The sequence below is a fragment of the Rhizobium sp. AAP43 genome (genome assembly GCF_001296045.1).
Taxonomy (GTDB): domain Bacteria; phylum Pseudomonadota; class Alphaproteobacteria; order Rhizobiales; family Rhizobiaceae; genus Allorhizobium.
Genome location: NZ_LJHS01000019.1, coordinates 113907 through 131398 on the forward strand (window position 1 = coordinate 113907; position 17492 = coordinate 131398).

The following is a 17492-nucleotide window of genomic DNA, read 5'->3' on the forward strand; positions in this document are numbered from 1 at the left end:
CGATCATCATGGCCCCTGCCCCCCTCATAGAATTCCAAGAGATCAGCCGCATTTATGGCGAGGGTGAAGCGACCATCCGCGCCCTTGCGTCGATCGACCTCGTGATCGAGGAGAAGGAATTCGTCGCCATCATGGGCCCGTCCGGATCGGGCAAGTCCACCGCGATGAACATCATCGGCTGCCTCGATGTGCCGACATCCGGCCACTACCTCTTCCAAGGCATTGACACGACCGGCTTCGACCGGAGTCAGTACACGCTGCTGCGCCGACACATGCTGGGTTTCGTCTTCCAGGGGTTCAACCTTCTGGCACGGACGTCGGCAGTCGAAAATGTCGAACTCCCGCTCATCTATCGTGGTGTGGACCCGCGCGAGCGCCGCCGCAAAGCCATGTACGCGCTGGGCCAGGTGGGTCTCGCCGGTCGTGAAGGTCACACGACGCAGGAACTCTCCGGCGGCCAGCAACAGCGCGTTGCAATTGCCCGCGCCATCGTCACCAATCCGGCCGTGCTTCTGGCCGACGAGCCGACCGGCAATCTGGACACGAAAACCAGCCGCGAAATCATGGATCTCATTACCCAGCTGAACCATGAAAACGGAATCACGGTGATCATGGTAACGCATGAAGACGACATCGCGGCCTATGCCAAGCGCAACCTCCGCTTTGTCGATGGTCACATCCAGTCCGACAGCCTGCTTGCCCCGGAGCGCGCTGATGTTCTTTGAAACGATCAAGCTCGCGCTGCGCGCCATCCGACGCAATCTGCTGCGCTCCTTCCTGACGGTACTGGGCGTCGTGATCGGGGTTGCGGCGGTGATCGCCATGGTCACCATCGGCAACGGCACGACGGCGCAGGTCAGCGCCGAGATCTCGAAACTGGGCACGAACCTGCTCTTTGTCCGGCCCGGGCAGTTCGGACCCGGGCGCGCATCGACAGATGCGAAAAAGTTCACACTGCGCGATATCGAGGCGATACGCGAGCAGGTCGGCGGATTGAGGGCTGTAGCCGGGGTAAACCAATCGACACAGACTGTGGTCTTTGGTGGGCAGAGCCGATCCGTCACCATTATTGGATCCGGTGGGGACTACTTGGTCGCCCAGGACTGGGAACTGGCATCCGGTCGCAGCTTCATGACCTCCGAAGAGCGTGGCGGACAATCGGTCTGCCTCATCGGCGAAACCGTACGGTCCCGCCTGTTCGGCTCCACCCCGGCGCTAAACCAGAGCGTAAGGGTTGGCAGCGTGCCCTGCGAGGTGATCGGTGTTTTGGCGAAGAAGGGTCAAAGCGGCATGGGCAACGATCAGGATGATGTCGTGATGATGCCGCTCAAGGTATTCCAGCGGCGGATCGGCGGATCGAATGATGTGTCCAGCATCATGGTGTCGGCGGAGAACGGCATATCTACCTCCAAGGTCCAGGCAGACATGGAGCGGCTTTTGCGCGAGCGACGCAAGATCGTTGCCGGGCGCGAGGATGATTTCTCCGTCAATGACATGACCCAAATGGCCGCGACCCTGACCGGCACCACGACACTGATGACAGGCCTGCTGGGTGCGGTCGCGGCCGTCTCCCTGCTCGTCGGCGGCATCGGCATCATGAACATCATGTTGGTCTCCGTCACAGAACGCACCCGCGAGATTGGCATTCGCCTTGCGATCGGGGCGGTAGAAAGCCAGGTCCTGATGCAGTTTCTCGTCGAAGCCGTGACGCTCTCGGTCTTTGGCGGCCTGGTCGGCATCGCGCTTGGCCTGGCCATCGCCTATGGTTCTGTAATGCTGATGTCCGTACCCTTTGTCGTCAGCCCGTCCATCGTGCTCCTCGCCTTCGTTTTCTCGGCCGCGATCGGCATGGTCTTCGGCTATTTTCCGGCAAGGAGAGCAGCACAGATGAACCCGATCGATGCCTTGCGGCACGAGTGACCGGTTCCTGCGCCAAAATGAAAACGCCCGGCATCGGCCGGGCGTATCAAGGCAAGCTTGGCTTAACCGTTCAACCGACGAAAGCCCGTTCGATGACGAATTCGGCCGGCTTGTTGTTGGCACCTTCGGTCAGTCCGGCTTTTTCGAGCAGCGCCTTGGTGTCCTTCAGCATCGCGGTCGAGCCGCAGATCATGCCGCGATCGATCGCGGGATCGAGCGGCGGGACGCCGAGATCGGTGAACATCTTGCCGTTCTCGATCAGATCGGTGATGCGACCCTTGAAGGGATAATCTTCGCGCGTCACCGTCGCATAATGCTTCAGCTTGTCGCCGACCAGTTCCGCCAGGAATTCGTGGTTCTTGATTTCCTCGACAAGGTCGAAACCGTATTTCAACTCCGCGACGTCGCGGCAGGTATGCGTGAGGATGACTTCCTCGAACTTCTCATAGGTTTCCGGATCGCGTATCAGGCTCGCAAAAGGCGCGATGCCGGTACCGGTCGAGAACATGTAGAGACGCTTGCCGGGGGTAAGCGCATCAAGCACCAGTGTCCCCGTCGGCTTCTTGCGCATGAGCACTTTGTCACCCGGCTGGATACGCTGGAGATGCTGGGTCAGCGGACCATCCGGTACCTTGATCGAGAAGAACTCAAGCTCTTCATCCCAGGCAGGACTTGCGATCGAATAGGCGCGGTAGATCGGCTTGCCATCAACCATCAGACCGATCATGGCGAATTCGCCCGAGCGGAAGCGAAAACCTGCCGGGCGGGTCATCCGGAAACGGAACAAGTGGTCTGTATAGTGCGTCACGCTCAGAACCGTCTCGGCGAACACGCCGTCCGGTACGATCAGTTCCGCATTGTCGGTCTTTACGGGAGCATTCATAGGCTGTTGGTCCTATCGTTCGGTCGATTGGGAGGAGCCTATAAACCAGACCATCCCATTCCACAATTCAGCCGGCATGCAGATTTTGCAGCCGATATAGCCATCAAACAGACGGCGGCATCCTTGACCAAGGTCAACACACCGCCATCACATACGCATTTTCTTATGTCTCAGGTGCCGGTACCGCCAACGCGGCGCCAGCTAAAGCCACCCGTTCGATCCGACGCGCGAGCCGTAGGCTGGTACCGCTGCGCGACACCCGGCAGACAGTTTGCTGCCAGTCGCGCCAAGGCCGTCGTATTCCTCACGGCAAAGCTGTCAAAGCCTGTCCGCAGCATCAGCGGGACCTGGTCAATCAACACATCTCCAACAGCTCGCACTTCGCCCTTGTAGCCAAGCCGTTCGCGCAGCAGCGTTGCATGGCTAAAGCCGCGTCCGTCGTTGAAGGCCGGAAAAGCGACGGCAATCAATGCGATACGGTCCAGGTGAGGCTCAAGCTTCGTCACGTCATCTGCCGGCGCCACGAGCACCCCGAGACCGCCAGCATTGCTTTCCCCCACTGCCGTCAGGAAGGCGTCGAACGGCAAAACGACCTTCTCGGCCTCGCCCGCCTTGCGCTCTTCCGTTTCGATTACCCAGGCATCGCTCTCGACGAAGCCGTTTTCATTCCAGATCTTGGTCATGGTCTTCCCGTACCCTCAGGCTGCTTCCACAGCGGCATTGCCGTAGAGCGCGTCCTTGAACGGCTTCGGCCCGACGCGGCGATAGGCTTCGAGGAAGGTTTCTTTCGGATCCAAGCGTAGGCCAATATAGGTATCGACGATCTTTTCGACAGCATCTGTCACTTTCTCGGGCTCAAAGCCGCGACCGATGATCTCGCCGATCGAAGAATTCTCGTCACCAGAACCACCCAGCGTGATCTGGTAAAGCTCAGCACCCTTCTTCTCCACACCAAGAAGACCAATATGCCCGACATGGTGATGTCCGCAGGCATTGATGCAGCCGGAGATCTTGATCTTCAGCTCACCGATTTCCTGCTGGCGAGCCTGCGAGCCGAAACGCAGCGACAGCTCCTGGGCAACCGGGATCGAGCGGGCATTGGCAAGCGCACAATAGTCGAGCCCGGGACAGGCAATCATATCCGTGATCAGGTTCGAATTCGCAGTGCCAAGACCAGCTTTTTCGAGCGCCTGATAGAGCGGATAGAGATCTCCCTTGGCAACATGCGGCAGGATAAGGTTCTGTTCATGGCTGACGCGGATCTCGTCGAAAGCGTAGCGTTCGGCAAGGTCGGCGACGAGGTCCATCTGCGCATCGGACGCATCGCCCGGCGTGCCGCCGATCGGCTTCAACGAGATCGTCACCATGCCATAATCGGGATGGACATGTGCCTGGACGTTCTGCGCGACCCAGGACGCGAAGGCCGCATCGGCCTTTTGCGCACGGGCAAGGGCTTCCCACCCGTCGGCGCGGGCGGCCAGTGCTGGTGGGGCAAAATAGGTTTCGATCGCACGGATATCCGCATCCGGCAGCTTCAGTTCGCCGTCGCGGATCTGGTCGAACTCAGCCTCGACTTGACGCGTCAGTTCCTCAACGCCGGTTTCATGCACTAGAATCTTGATGCGTGCCTTGTACTTGTTGTCGCGGCGGCCGTGCAGATTGTACACGCGCACGATTGCGGTGACGTAGGTCAAAAGATCGGCCTCCGGCAGGAAGTCTCGGATCTTCTTCGCGATCAGCGGTGTGCGGCCCTGACCACCGCCGACATAGACGGCAAATCCGAGTTCACCCGCTTCGTTCTTCTTCACGTGCAAGCCAATGTCGTGAACCTGGATCGCGGCGCGGTCCTTTTCGGCGCCGGTAACCGCAATCTTGAACTTGCGCGGCAAAAAGGAAAACTCAGGATGCAGCGAGGACCACTGACGGAGTATTTCGGCATAGGGGCGAGGATCGGCGGCCTCATCGGCTGCTGCACCAGCAAAATGGTCTGCCGTCACGTTGCGGATGCAATTACCAGAGGTCTGGATGGCGTGCATCTCGACGCTGGCGAGATCGGCAAGGATGTCGGGCGTGTCTGAAAGCTTCGGCCAGTTGTATTGGATGTTCTGGCGTGTGGTGAAGTGGCCATAGCCGCGGTCATACTTGCGGGCGATATGGGCCAGCGTGCGCATCTGCTTGGAATTCAGCGTCCCATAAGGAATAGCAACGCGCAGCATGTAGGCGTGGAGCTGGAGATAGACGCCGTTCATCAGGCGTAATGGCTTGAACGCGTCTTCCGCAAGTTCACCCGACAGGCGGCGGGCCACCTGGTCGCGGAACTGCTCTACGCGCGCCGACACAAAAGCGTGGTCGAATTCGTCATAACGATACATGTGTTACCTCAGGCCTCAAGCCGCAATGAATGCCGGGTCGGCATAACCGTGACCCTCTGCATATGCAATGGTGGGGCCTTCAGCCCGGATACGTTCCCGCAGACGCAGTGGACGCAACTTGCCGTCCTTTTCCTCGATTTCAATGACATTTACGTCCACAACGAGGTTGCTGGCGAAAGCCTGCTTGCCGGCGGTCTCGAGGGCCTCGACCGCCTCGGCATGGCGGGCAACGAAGGCTTCCTGCAGACGCTCGGTCCACTGGCCATTGGCATCCAGCCAGACGGCGATGCCGTCGGTCAGGCGGTTTGCTGTGAGAACCTTGTCTACCATCCTCAAATCCTTGCAAGTTGCGGTTCGGCCGGAGCGAGCGCACCAAGCGGCTCGGAACGGCTGAAATCGGCGCCGGCGACAGCGTCGCCGATGATGACCATGACCGGACCAGACAGCTCGGTACGAGCCTCCAAACCCGGCAATTCCTTTAGCGTACCGTGCAGCAGGCGGCTATCGCGACGCCCGGCATTTTCGACAACGGCAACCGTCGTATCCTCGGCGAGACCGCCTGTCATCAGGCGCTCGGCAACGGAGGCTGCGACCGTGCGGCCCATGTAGACGGCGACGGTTGCGCCCGACAGCGCAAGCCGCGCCCAATCCGGCAAAACATTGCCCTGCAAATCATGGCCGGTCGTGAAGACAAGCGACGAGGAAACGCCGCGCAGCGTCAGCGGCAGTTCGAAATCGGCGGCGGCTGCGAGTGCCGAAGTAACGCCGGGCACGATCTCGTAGGCAATACCTGCATCCCGCAGGGCAGCCATTTCCTCGCCAGCCCGGCCGAAGACCAATGGATCGCCAGACTTCAGGCGAACGACACGCTTGCCAGCATGGCCAAGCTCAACGAGGAGCGCATTGATCTCGCTCTGGGACTTGGAATGGCAGCCCTTGCGCTTGCCGACCGGAATCCGCTCGGCGTCACGGCGCCCCATATCGACAACCTCGCGCGGCACCAGCGCATCATAGACGATCACGTCGCATTCCATCATCAGGCGATGAGCGCGCAGCGTCAGCAGGTCCTCGGCACCCGGACCGGCACCGACGAGGAAGACGCGGCCCTCAACGCGGTCAGCGGCAACGCCCTTCAGGAGACGGGTCGCTTCGCGGCGGGCAAGACTGATCTCGTCACCCTCGACATGGTCAGCCACCCTGCCCTTGAAGAAATTGCGCCAGAACAGCCGGCGCGGTGCACCGCGCGGCACGAGGCGATCAACGGCACGACGATAGGAATTGGCAAGGCGGCCGAGTTTACCGAGCGAGCGCGGCAGGAGGCGGTCGATATCGGCACGGATCATCTGGGCAAGCACCGGGCCGACGCCTTCCGTGCCGATGGCAACAGCGATCGGGGCGCGGTTGACGAGGGCGGGCGTGTAGAAATCGCAATAGTCGGGCTGGTCGACCGCATTGGCGGGGATGCGGGCGGCGCGGGCGGCAGCCACGATCTCGCGGTCGAGAGCACCCTCACCCGTTGCGGCAAACACAAGGCGCGCACCATCCACCTGGGATGGTTGGAAGGACAAAGCCACCTGCTCAATGCCGTTTTGGGCGAGGAAGGCAGCGTAATCCTCTTGCGGGTCATCGGCGTAGGCAATGATGCGGGCTTCGGTGTTCTTCAACAGACGCGCCTTCGCATAGGCCTCATCGCCGTTTCCGAAAACGGCGGCGACCTCGTTCTCGACCTTGAAGAAGGCCGGAAAGACCGAAAGCTGTTTGTCCTGCTGTATCATGAATCATCCGATGTCAGAGGGTCACACTATCGCTTTTGCGCCGGCAAATTTGAAGAAACATAAATCCCCTCGCCCTTGGCCCTGCGTATTTCTTTCCTAGTCATATCGCTGTTGCGAGCAAAAGTGACCGGAGCATAATTCTCTATAAGTTCGGTGAAGATCTGGCGCACCGAACCGCAAAAAGTTGGAGACAGGCAATCATTTTGCTTTCTGCGGCCGTCGCGCAAGCGCTAGGATCGCACGGCAAAACGATGCGGAGCGACCCACGTGACCACGGCCGAACTTACTCGTCGACTGCTTGATGTAATCGAGCACGACATTCTTCCATTGACAGCCGAAGGCGTAGCCGCAGGCAACAAGATCTTCGGTGCAGCTATTCTGCGCAAGTCAGATCTCTCTCTGGTGCTGGCGGAAACCAACAACGAGTTGGAAAATCCGCTCTGGCATGGCGAAGTCCACACGCTGAAACGTTTTTATGAACTGGGCGAGCGGCCAAACACGAAGGATCTGCTCTTCCTCTCAACCCACGAACCTTGCACCATGTGCATGTCGGCGATCACCTGGGCTGGCTTTGACAATTTCTACTACTTCTTCAGCCATGAGGATAGCCGCGACGCCTTTTCCATTCCGCATGACCTGAAGATCCTGAAAGAGGTTTTCGGACTGGAGCCAGGCGGCTACCGCAAACACAATGCCTTCTGGCACAGCCACGCGATGATCGAAATGGTCGCATCCGCAGACGACGCGGAGAGACTTACCTTGTTCGAACAGGTCAGCCGGATCAAGAGTACTTATGACGGGCTTTCACAGGCCTATCAGTCGTCAAAGACCTGCAACGACATTCCGCTCAACTGAGCACGCAGACAGGACATCATGGACGCTTCCACCGACATTCACCGCCTGCTTGAAATCATGGCAGCGCTGCGCGATCCCGAAACTGGGTGTCCGTGGGATATCGTCCAGACATTCGAGACGATCAAGCCCTATACGATCGAAGAAGCCTATGAAGTCGCTGATGCGATTGAACGCAAGGATCCGGACGACATGTGCGAAGAACTGGGAGACCTCCTGCTGCAGGTCGTCTTCCATGCGCGCATTGCCGAAGAAGCGGGCCAATTCGACTTCGGCGCAGTGGTCGCAGCCATCACGCGAAAAATGATCCGGCGGCATCCGCATGTGTTTGAGCGCTCCGATGCCGACACCCCCGAAGCGGTGAAGGCACAGTGGGACAAGATCAAGCAGCAGGAGAAGGCGGAGCGGACGGCAAGGCGCGCGGCGCGCGGTATAACCTCCGATCCAAAGGCTGGCCATCTCGGCTCCGTGCAACGCTCATTTCCGGCGCTGACCGAAGCTCTCAAATTGCAGGAGCAGGCCGCCAAGGTCGGCTTCGACTGGTCGGAAGCGGCCCCAATCCTCGACAAGATCGAGGAAGAGATCGGCGAATTGCGAGAGGCGCTGGCCGAGAACCGGCCCGACAAGGTCAAGGACGAACTCGGTGACTTGATCTTCGCACTGGTCAATATTGGCCGGCACGTGGGCGCGGAGCCCGAGCAGTCGCTACGAGGAACGAATACAAAATTCCGAAATAGATTCAGGTATATAGAAACAGAACTTCAAGCGAATGATGAGAATTTGGAGAATGCCACGCTGGATCGGATGGAAGAGCTCTGGCAGGCGGCAAAGACCCTTGAGCGACAGATCGGCTGAACCTGCATGAAACTCGACGGTCTCGATGTGGCCATTGCAGGTGCCGGTGTCGGGGGCCTCGCGCTTGGCACCATGCTTGCCCGGTCCGGCGCCCGCGTCACGCTTTACGACCAGATGGAGGCACCGCGTCCCGTGGGCTCCGGTTTTGTGCTACAGCCGACCGGAGCCCAGGTTCTGGCAGCGATTGGCTTGCTTGCCCCGGTGGCCGCTCGCGGGCGACGCGTCGACCGGATGGTCGGGCGACTTAGGGACGGGGGCAAACCCGTGCTCGATGTGCGCTACAGGTCGGACGAATTCGGCATCGCCGTTCAGAGGGTGGCGCTGTTCGATGTGCTGTTCGAGGCGGCGCGCGCTGCCGGTGTTACCTTTGAAACATCGGCACGGATCAGCGGCGTCGAGCCGGGAGAGCATCCTCGCTTTGTCTTCGTTGATGGCCAGCGATCAACGCCAGCCGATCTTGTCATCGACACCATGGGGGCCAATTCCCCGATCGGCAACCGCCCGGACAGCGAACTGAGCTACGGCGCGCTATGGGCGACCGTACCCTTTCCGAAAGGCGGCGTATTCCAGGAGAACCTGCTCGAACAGCGGTATGACCGCGCTTCGCGTATGGCCGGCGTGCTGCCGGTCGGCACGGCCCGTGAGGGGGCACCCGCCATGGCAACCTTTTTCTGGAGCCTGCGGACGACAGACTATGCGGCATGGCAGACGGCCGGCCGTAACGCATGGCTGGAAGCGGTAGGAAGGCTCTGGCCGGAGGCCGTTCCGCTCGCCGCCGTCGCCGAACCGGTCCATGCCCGCTATCGCCATCTGACCCGCCAGCCGGTGCTCGGGCGCCACGCACTGAAGATCGGCGATGCTTGGCATGCGACCAGCCCGCAACTCGGCCAGGGCGCCAATATGGCACTGTTAGATGCAGCGTCGCTGGCATCCGCACTGATCCACGCCGAGGACATCGGCGCAGCCATAGGTCAGCATCTGCGGCAAAGGCAGATGCATGTGCACAGCTATCAGTTCCTGAGCCATTGCCTGACACCCTTCTACCAGTCGGATAGCCGCCTACTGCCGGCGCTCCGCGACCACCTGATCGCGCCCGTGACGACGCTGCCTGGCATTCGCTCTATCATCTCGACGCTGGTGACGGGCGATCTTCTCGATCCGGTTGGGCGGCTGCGCCTCCCAGAGGCCTTCGCGCGTACATGCCGTCGCGGCGAGAAGCATCGTGAGGATGAGGGCTCGGCCCTCTAGAGTTTACCCGTCCATTTTTCCGAGTCATAGGCATCATCAGCGCGTGTCTGGGGTGCCCCAGACCCTGGCGTGAAGGCCTTCAGAAGGTCCGACAGCTCACGTGAACGCTTGTCCCAGATTACACCGAGATGATGCATGATCTCAGGACTCCTGGCGCTATCGTCTCCAGTCGAAGCCCTAACAACCTGCAGATAGTTCGGGAAGGCCTCCATAAGTGCTCCGAACAAGCGTGATCCGATCGATCTCACCCCATACCAGAGTTAAATTGGTCGGAAACCCAAGCATGATGCCGTTGTCGGAAACTTCAAGGATCAAGGCGTTGCGTGGATCAAAAACCGGCAGCCGCTTCGTGAGGCTTCCGACCAGGGCAATGCTAAAGCCTGAGCAGAAAATAGAAACGGCAATGTCAGCGACCACAGGGGTCGAAAGCCAATCAGACACGCCCCGCCCCAGGTGCCACCCCATTACCACGAGCATAACGGTCAAGAGTGTTTTGTAAATCTTTCGACTGCGCCGAAGCTCGAAAACAACATGACGACTACGCGCTGTATCATCGCGCTTACTACCTGCGCCTCCCATCTCGCCCCTCAGGCCAGAGCACTTAGCGCTCCCAGTCTTCCTTGTCAGTCGCCTTCTTGCTCCCGAGCTTGCGCTCGAGCTCGTCCGCCTGGCGGTCGGTCAGCCGCACATCAAGGCTGACGCTGCCATCCTCGTGGTCCTCGCGACTGCTGACGACAGCATTGCCATAGAGCCAGGACACGACCGCCTGCTTGTCAGCGGGAACCATGATCGTGGCCTCAGTCAAAACGCCTGAGAGCCGCTGCGAGATCGTCTCCAGCAGGACATCGACACCCTCGCCCGAAATCGCCGATACAGGCCGGACATTCTCTCGACCGGCAGCCTTTTGCAGGATGCCGTCATGATTGTCGGGATCAAGACGATCGATCTTGTTCCAGACCTCGATGATCCGCTCCGAGCGCTCCTTCTCGTCGATCCCGAGATCGTCGAGAATGCGCAGAACATCTGCGGACTGGGCGCCGTTATCAGGATCGGCCATATCACGCACATGCAGGATCAGATCGGCTTCCAGTACTTCTTCAAGCGTGGCGCGGAAGGCGGCGACAAGGTGCATTGGCAAGTCAGAAATAAAACCAACCGTATCCGACATGATGACGGTGCGGCCATGAGGCAGCTTCATTCGCCGAAGCGTTGGATCAAGCGTGGCGAACAGCATGTCTTCGGCCAGAACACCGGCACCGGTGATCCGGTTAAACAACGTCGACTTGCCCGCATTGGTATAACCGACCAGCGCGACAATCGGATGCGGCACCTTGCGCCGCTTGGCGCGGTGGAGCTGACGGGTGCGGACCACCTGCTCCAGCTCACGCTCCAACTTAATGATCTTGTCCTGCAGCTGCCGGCGGTCGGCTTCGATCTGGGTTTCACCCGGCCCGCCCATGAAACCAGCACCACCGCGCTGCCGTTCAAGGTGGGTCCAGGAGCGCACGAGGCGGCCCTTCTGGTAATTGAGGTGCGCGAGTTCGACCTGCAGCGTTCCTTCCTTGGTGGACGCCCGGCGGCCGAAGATTTCGAGGATGAGGCCCGTCCGGTCGATGACCTTGGCGTTCCAGGCCTTCTCCAAATTGCGCTGCTGAACCGGTGTCAGCGGATGATCGACAATGACGAGACCCGCATCGTGCTCGTCAAGCAGCGCGGTTACCTCGGCGATCTTACCGGTGCCGAGAAGCGTCGCCGGCCTTGGCTGATTGACAGCCACGATCAGCCCCTGAACGATGGTGAGATCAATCGCTCTGGCAAGACCGATCGCCTCTTCGAGGCGCGCTTCGTTAGATCGTCCGGGAGCGGGCGGCGCTCCATCGGGCAGGCTCTGGGGCCTTGCCTGCTTGAGGACTGGGACGAGCACGAGGACACGCATATCATCCCGGTGCTTTTCGCCTTCCGGGATGATCGACTCATTCTTGGTATCGCGGGTTGTTATGATCTCAGTCCTGTGCGGAAGCGTTTTCGTCGTTCTCGAACATCGTCATCGGCTGGCCCGGCATGATGGTCGAGATGGCGTGCTTGTAGACCAATTGCGAATGGCCGTCGCGACGAAGAAGAACGCAGAAATTGTCAAAGGAAGTTACGACACCTGTCAGCTTCACACCATTGATCAGAAAGATCGTGAGGGAGATCTTCTGCTTGCGGACGGTGTTGAGAAAAAGATCCTGCAGGTTTTGAGAACGTTCCGCCATGGCGCCGCTTCTTTCTTTATTGCCGGCCGTTTTCGACCGGTGTGATTATTCTTGACTGCTGGTAAGGAAGCAGGGACTTGCCCTCGCACCCCTCCTCAGGCGAATGTGGTATCAAATCGCCGTCTTCTCCGCAATGTCGAAAAACGCCGGGCAAGAGCGTTCACGCGCCCTGTTCAAGACGGGATGGCAGTGACGAAACGATCGCAGTCCACGACCTGTACCAGGTGGCCTAGACGCTCGAGACACTGCGAACTTATGCCCCAACCTCAGAAATACTGGATCGACACACGAAAGAGCTGCTCGACATGGCGCACAGAGTCGGCAGCCGCAAAAAGCACGACCCGATCCCTGGCCTTGATCTTAGTATCCCCATCCGGACGGATCACGGTCTTATCGCGATAGATGGCGCCAATCCGGAGCCCCGGCGGCAATTCCAATTCGCGAAACGGCCTGCCGACCAGAGGTGACGTCTCAAGTGCCTCAGCCTCGATGACCTCTGCCTTGCCCTTCTGCACCGCATACACTGCGCGGATACGGCCCTTGCGGACATGCTGCAGAACGCGCGAGATCGTCACCGCCCGTGGATTGATCGCCGCATCGATCCCGATGGAACCGGCAATATCGTGGAAGGACGGGTTGTTGATCAGCGCCATGCCCGACTTGCAGCCGAGACGTTTTGCCATCGCCGTACCGAGAATATTGGTCTGGTCGTTGTTTGTCAGCGCCACCATCAGATCGGCATCCTGGATATCGGCCTGCTGCAGAATATTCTGATCGAGAGCTGACCCATGCAGGACGATGCCATTCGGCAATTGGTCGGACACCATCAAAGCGCGATCGCGATCGCTCTCGATGATCTTCAGGCGCACGCGCGGCTGCATCTTCTCGATGGTTTGCGCAACATAGTAGCCGATGTTACCGCCACCGGCGATGACGATCCGGCCCGCCTCCTGCTCTTCGTGGCCAAACAGGCCAAGGGTCCGTCGCGCATGATCCTTCTGGCAGATCACATAGGCAAGATCGCCGACATGAAGCTGATCCTGGGATCGCGCCACGCTGAGGCGACCATTGCGATAGATCGCGCACACTGTCGCCATCAGATCGGGAAAGAGCTCGCTCAACTGGTTGAGCGGCGTGTCGACGACTGGGCAGTCCTCCATGCATTCGATGGCGAGCATGGCAATCGTGTCATCGGCGAAACGAACGATGTCGGTGGCCCCGGGGAAAGAGATGCGGCGCAGCACCATTTTGCCGACCTCGATTTCGGGCGAAATCGTCACGTCGATCGGAAGGTTGTCACGGCTGAAGAGATCGGAATATTCGGGCCTGAGATAATTCTGCGAACGGATACGCGCAATCTTGGTCGGCACATTGAACAGCGAATGCGCCACCTGGCAGGCCGTCATGTTGATTTCGTCATAAAGCGTCACCGCAATCAGCATATCTGCCTGATCGGCACCAGCCAGCGCCAGAACGTCCGGATGCGCGCCGTGCCCGACATAGCCGCGAACGTCCAGCGTTTCCGTGATGTGTGTAATCAGCGAGGCCGACGTATCGATGATCGAGACGTCATTGTCCTCCTGAGACAGACGTTCGGCGATACCGTAGCCGACCTGTCCGGCTCCGCAAATGATGACCTTCATGCCGTTCTCCCCTGCCTGACGGCGTAAAATCCGGACTCGACCCCGCCCGCTTATACGCCAAGGGATTTCAGTTTGCGATGGAGGGCCGACCGCTCCATACCGACAAATTCAGCGGTCCGGGAGATATTGCCGCCAAACCGGTTGATCTGAGCGATCAGATAGTCACGCTCGAACATTTCACGCGCCTCCCGGAGCGGAAGGGTCATGATATGCGTGTCACTGCGAGCAGACACCTTCGGCAGCATGTCGGAGAAATCTTGCGGCAGCATATCAGCCGAAATCGGCGTATCAGGGCTGTCGCTCTGAACGAGGATCAACAACCGCTCCATGTTATTGCGCAGCTGGCGGATATTCCCCGGCCAGTCATTGGCCTGCAGCACCGCCATCGCGTCGTCACCGATCCGGCGCTGACGAATACCAGCCTGTTCAGCAATCTGGCGCATGAAGAGATCGACCAGGAACGGAATGTCCTCACGGCGCTCGGCGAGCGCCGGCACTTTGATGGGCACAACGGCAAGCCGATGAAAGAGGTCCTCGCGGAGCCGCCCTTCGGCGATCATGCCTTCCAGGTTGTAAGCGCTGGACGAGATGATGCGCACATCGACCTTCACCCGCTTGGAGCCACCGACGCGCTCGAACTGCTGGTCGACCAGGACCCTAAGGATCTTGTTCTGCGTCTCGCGCGGCATTTCACCGATCTCATCGAGATAGAGGATGCCACGATGGGCTTCCTCGAGCGCGCCGATCTTGCGCGGCTGTCCAGGCGCGCCCTCTGTTCCGAATAGCGCAATCTCCATGCGCTCAGGCGTAATCGCGGCAGCATTCAAGGAAACGAAAGGCCCGGCGGCTCTGCTGGACCGCCTGTGGATCATCCGCGCCACCAGTTCCTTGCCAGAACCAGATGGACCCAGGATCATGATACGGCTGTTGGTTGGCGCCACCTTCTCGATGGTCTGGCGCAGCTGCGATACCGCAACCGAGGTGCCGATCAGCTCCATCGCATCACCGGTCCGCCGTTTCAGCTCGGAAACCTCGCGCTTCAACTTGGAGTTTTCGAGCGCGCGCTCGGCGATCAGAATGAGACGGTCGGCCTTGAACGGCTTTTCGATGAAATCGAAGGCACCCCGCTTGATCGCCGAGACCGCCGTTTCGATATTGCCATGGCCGGATATCATCACCACCGGCAAGTCGGGATGGCGTATCCGGATCTCATCGAGCAGGGAAAGCCCGTCAAGACGGCTGCCCTGCATCCAGATGTCGAGAAAGACGAGACGCGGAACACGATCCGAAATTGCTGCGAGAGCGCTGTCAGCGTCATGCGCCGTGCGGGTTTCGTGTCCCTCATCGCTGAGGATCCCGGAGACGATCTCGCGAATGTCCTCTTCGTCATCGACTACCAGAATATCAGAGGCCATTGATCACTTCCTTGTCGTTCACGCTTTCGGCAGACGGCGCATCCGCGCGCGGCAGGATAATGCGAATCATCGCACCCCGACCTCGATCGAATTCCGCCGGCGCATCGTGCAGCTCGAGCTGTCCGCCGTGCTCTTCAATGATTTTCTTGACGATAGCGAGACCGAGCCCTGTGCCCTTCTCGCGCATCGTCATGTAGGGCTCCAGGATGCGGTGCCGGTTTTCAGTCGGCAATCCGCGACCATTGTCGATGACATCGACCATGAAGCGGTCATTCTGGTCATCGAAATGCGACCGGACCATGATCTTGCCGCCCTCGCCCAGCTCCTCCCGGGGAACGGACTCGATCGACTCGACGGCATTCTTGACGATGTTGCCAACCGCCTGGGCCAGCATGCGAGCATCGAAGCTGCCGATCAGAGGGGCATCGCCGAAATCGCGCTGGAAATCGATGTCCGCACTACCAATTTCGCGAAGGAAGACGGCATCCGTCAGCACTTCGCGCAGATCCACTCGCTGTTTCGTCGGCTTCGGCATGCGAGCAAAGGAAGAGAACTCGTCGACCATGCGGCCGATATCCTCGACCTGCCGAATGATCGTATCCGTGCATTGATTGAAAACCGCCTTGTCGTCCTCGGCGATATGTTTGCCATAACGACGCTTAAGACGCTCAGCGGAGAGCTGGATCGGGGTCAGCGGGTTCTTGATCTCGTGTGCGATCCGCCTTGCGACATCGGCCCAAGCGGTGGAACGCTGCGCCACCACCAGATCAGTGATATCGTCGAGCGTGATGACGTAGCTGTCTTCTGATCCGCGCGTTTCTTCGCGGGTGACCTGAACGTTGAGTGTCCGCTCTTTGCCGCCACGAATCATGTTGATCTGTTCTCGGTACTCGCCGCGATGGCGAACGGCCGCCTCCGACAAGACACGATCGACTTCGGGCGCAACAAGGGCGAGCTTCTGGCCAATTAGCTCATCGGCGGGCAAAGCAAGAAAGAATTCGACGGAGGGATTAACGATGGAAATGATGCCGTCGCCCTCAACGCCGATGACGGCAGCAGTGACACCGGAAAGCACCGCTTCGATGAACCGGCGCCGATCGTCGACCTCGTCTTTCGCCTCAAGGATTTCGTCGCGCTGCGACCGGATCTGGGACACCATCTTGTTGAATGTCCGCGACAGACTTCCGACGTCACCATCAGCTGCCCGGACCGGAACCAGAACATTGAGATTGCCGGACGCAATGCTGTCCGCAGCACCGATCAGTAGTCTAATAGGACGCACGATCCGGTCCGCCACGGCAATCGCGGTCCAGATGGCTGCCAGAAGCACGATCAGGGCAAAGCCCAGATAAAGAATGGCAAAGGCGATCTGCAGTGTCGTTCGCCCATCCTCCATCGCCTTGTATTCGGCGGTGTTGTCTTCCATCAGGCGCATCGCCTGCATGACCTTCGGGTCAACCGCCCGGATCGTGTAGAGATAGGTACCGGAAAGCGAATCGAGCTTGATGATCGCCCCGACAAGATTGGTTACTCCCGGCGGAATGAGCGTCGGCTGACCGGCTGCAGCGCTTTGCAGCGCATCGCGCGGGATCGCCGGCAGCGGCTTGTCCGTATCAATATCCGCCTTGGTGATCGACGAACCGTCCTCGCGGACGAGAAAGGCGCCGAGCATGCCACGACCTCTCGCCTGTCGTGTCATGAGTTCCACGAAGCCGGTCCGGTCGAGATAAAAGAGAGCCCGATTCCGCTCGAGGTCGTTGGCCATCGAGATTGTCTGCCCCTGCAGATAGCTCGCATTTTCGAGCATATAGGCCTGGGCGACGTTCAGCGAAGACGAAACGATCGACTGTGTTCGGATCGAGAACCAGCGATCCAGCCCGACGTTAAGGGTGATTGAGGCAAAGATCGCGACGAGAATGGCCGGCGTGATGGCAATAACCGAAAACAGCGTGACAATGCGAACATGCAGTCGCGCCGCAGCTCGCCCGCGATTACGCGCCTTGAACAGCCGCAGAAGCTCGCGCACGATCAGCACCATCAGCCCGACGATGAACAGCGAATTGATCACGGCCGAGGCCGCCAAAACTCGCGTCGTCGGCTCGATTGGCGTCAGCCCGAGCAGAATGGGCAGCGTGAAGCTGGCGCTGAGCAGAGCACCGCCGGCGAGCAGAAGTCCCGGCAGGGCAAAAGAAGCCCTGCGGTCTTTGGCCAATGCGGCATCAAATTCCGCAACTGAGGTCACCCCCACGCCTGCCATTCCATATTCCCCCGGGT

Annotated in this window: 16 protein-coding genes; 5 read left to right on the forward strand and 11 right to left on the reverse strand. The window is 59.6% G+C overall.

Annotated features, from left to right (window positions below; translation table 11 throughout):
* Window positions 1–8 precede the first annotated feature (8 nt).
* A complete protein-coding gene (locus IP76_RS12870) occupies window positions 9–725 on the forward strand; it encodes an ABC transporter ATP-binding protein (protein WP_054158619.1) in 717 nt (238 codons plus the stop codon).
* Window positions 715–1920, forward strand: coding sequence for an ABC transporter permease (locus tag IP76_RS12875; RefSeq protein ID WP_054158620.1), 1206 nt, complete (start codon window positions 715–717; stop codon window positions 1918–1920). The genes IP76_RS12870 and IP76_RS12875 overlap by 11 nt, the downstream gene beginning before the upstream one ends.
* A 70-nt stretch (window positions 1921–1990) precedes the next feature.
* On the opposite strand, the gene IP76_RS12880 is transcribed toward IP76_RS12875, so the two are convergent.
* From IP76_RS12880 to cysG, 5 genes are all read right to left on the reverse strand, one after another.
* Complete coding sequence (locus tag IP76_RS12880; RefSeq protein WP_054158621.1) at window positions 1991–2803, reverse strand: ferredoxin--NADP reductase; 813 nt, start codon at window positions 2801–2803, stop codon at window positions 1991–1993.
* A gap of 170 nt (window positions 2804–2973) precedes the next feature.
* Window positions 2974–3486, reverse strand: coding sequence for a DUF934 domain-containing protein (locus tag IP76_RS12885; RefSeq protein ID WP_054158622.1), 513 nt, complete (start codon window positions 3484–3486; stop codon window positions 2974–2976).
* Window positions 3487–3501: 15 nt separating this feature from the next.
* Window positions 3502–5175, reverse strand: a complete 1674-nt coding sequence (locus tag IP76_RS12890) for a nitrite/sulfite reductase (RefSeq protein ID WP_054158623.1) — start codon at window positions 5173–5175, stop codon at window positions 3502–3504.
* Window positions 5176–5190: 15 nt separating this feature from the next.
* Window positions 5191–5505, reverse strand: a complete 315-nt coding sequence (locus IP76_RS12895; RefSeq protein ID WP_054158624.1) for a DUF2849 domain-containing protein — start codon at window positions 5503–5505, stop codon at window positions 5191–5193.
* Between the two features lie 2 nt (window positions 5506–5507).
* Window positions 5508–6950, reverse strand: coding sequence for a siroheme synthase CysG (cysG, locus tag IP76_RS12900; RefSeq protein ID WP_054158625.1), 1443 nt, complete (start codon window positions 6948–6950; stop codon window positions 5508–5510).
* Window positions 6951–7217: 267 nt separating this feature from the next.
* On the opposite strand from cysG, the gene IP76_RS12905 reads away from it, so the two are divergent.
* The 3 genes from IP76_RS12905 to IP76_RS12915 are packed head-to-tail and all read left to right on the forward strand — an operon-like array spanning window position 7218 to window position 9905.
* Window positions 7218–7805, forward strand: a complete 588-nt coding sequence (locus tag IP76_RS12905) for a deaminase (protein ID WP_054158626.1) — start codon at window positions 7218–7220, stop codon at window positions 7803–7805.
* Between the two features lie 18 nt (window positions 7806–7823).
* The gene (gene mazG, locus IP76_RS12910) at window positions 7824–8657 is read left to right on the forward strand and encodes a nucleoside triphosphate pyrophosphohydrolase (protein ID WP_054158627.1); all 834 of its coding nucleotides are present in this window, start codon (window positions 7824–7826) and stop codon (window positions 8655–8657) included.
* Window positions 8658–8663: 6 nt separating this feature from the next.
* On the forward strand, window positions 8664–9905 hold the full coding sequence (locus IP76_RS12915; protein ID WP_054158628.1) for an NAD(P)/FAD-dependent oxidoreductase: 1242 nt from the start codon (window positions 8664–8666) through the stop codon (window positions 9903–9905).
* A gap of 177 nt (window positions 9906–10082) precedes the next feature.
* Here IP76_RS12915 and IP76_RS12920 read toward each other — a convergent pair whose 3' ends face one another.
* The 6 genes from IP76_RS12920 to IP76_RS12945 all read right to left on the reverse strand — a co-directional run bounded on the left by IP76_RS12920 (window position 10083) and on the right by IP76_RS12945 (window position 17475).
* Window positions 10083–10346, reverse strand: coding sequence for a hypothetical protein (locus IP76_RS12920; RefSeq protein ID WP_156318565.1), 264 nt, complete (start codon window positions 10344–10346; stop codon window positions 10083–10085).
* Window positions 10347–10506: 160 nt separating this feature from the next.
* Entirely contained in the window at window positions 10507–11841 is a 1335-nt protein-coding gene (gene hflX, locus IP76_RS12925) for a GTPase HflX (RefSeq protein ID WP_054158630.1), read from the reverse strand.
* Window positions 11842–11908: 67 nt separating this feature from the next.
* Window positions 11909–12160 (reverse strand): RNA chaperone Hfq, encoded by a 252-nt coding sequence (gene hfq, locus IP76_RS12930; protein ID WP_054158631.1) that lies wholly within the window; start codon window positions 12158–12160, stop codon window positions 11909–11911.
* A gap of 266 nt (window positions 12161–12426) precedes the next feature.
* Window positions 12427–13803, reverse strand: coding sequence for a Trk system potassium transporter TrkA (gene trkA, locus IP76_RS12935; RefSeq protein WP_054158632.1), 1377 nt, complete (start codon window positions 13801–13803; stop codon window positions 12427–12429).
* Window positions 13804–13853: 50 nt separating this feature from the next.
* Window positions 13854–15218: a sigma-54 dependent transcriptional regulator gene (locus IP76_RS12940; RefSeq protein WP_054158633.1), complete on the reverse strand. Its 1365-nt coding sequence runs from the start codon at window positions 15216–15218 to the stop codon at window positions 13854–13856.
* Window positions 15208–17475: a PAS domain-containing sensor histidine kinase gene (locus IP76_RS12945; RefSeq protein ID WP_054158634.1), complete on the reverse strand. Its 2268-nt coding sequence runs from the start codon at window positions 17473–17475 to the stop codon at window positions 15208–15210. The genes IP76_RS12940 and IP76_RS12945 overlap by 11 nt, the downstream gene beginning before the upstream one ends.
* Between the last annotated feature and the right edge of the window lie 17 nt (window positions 17476–17492).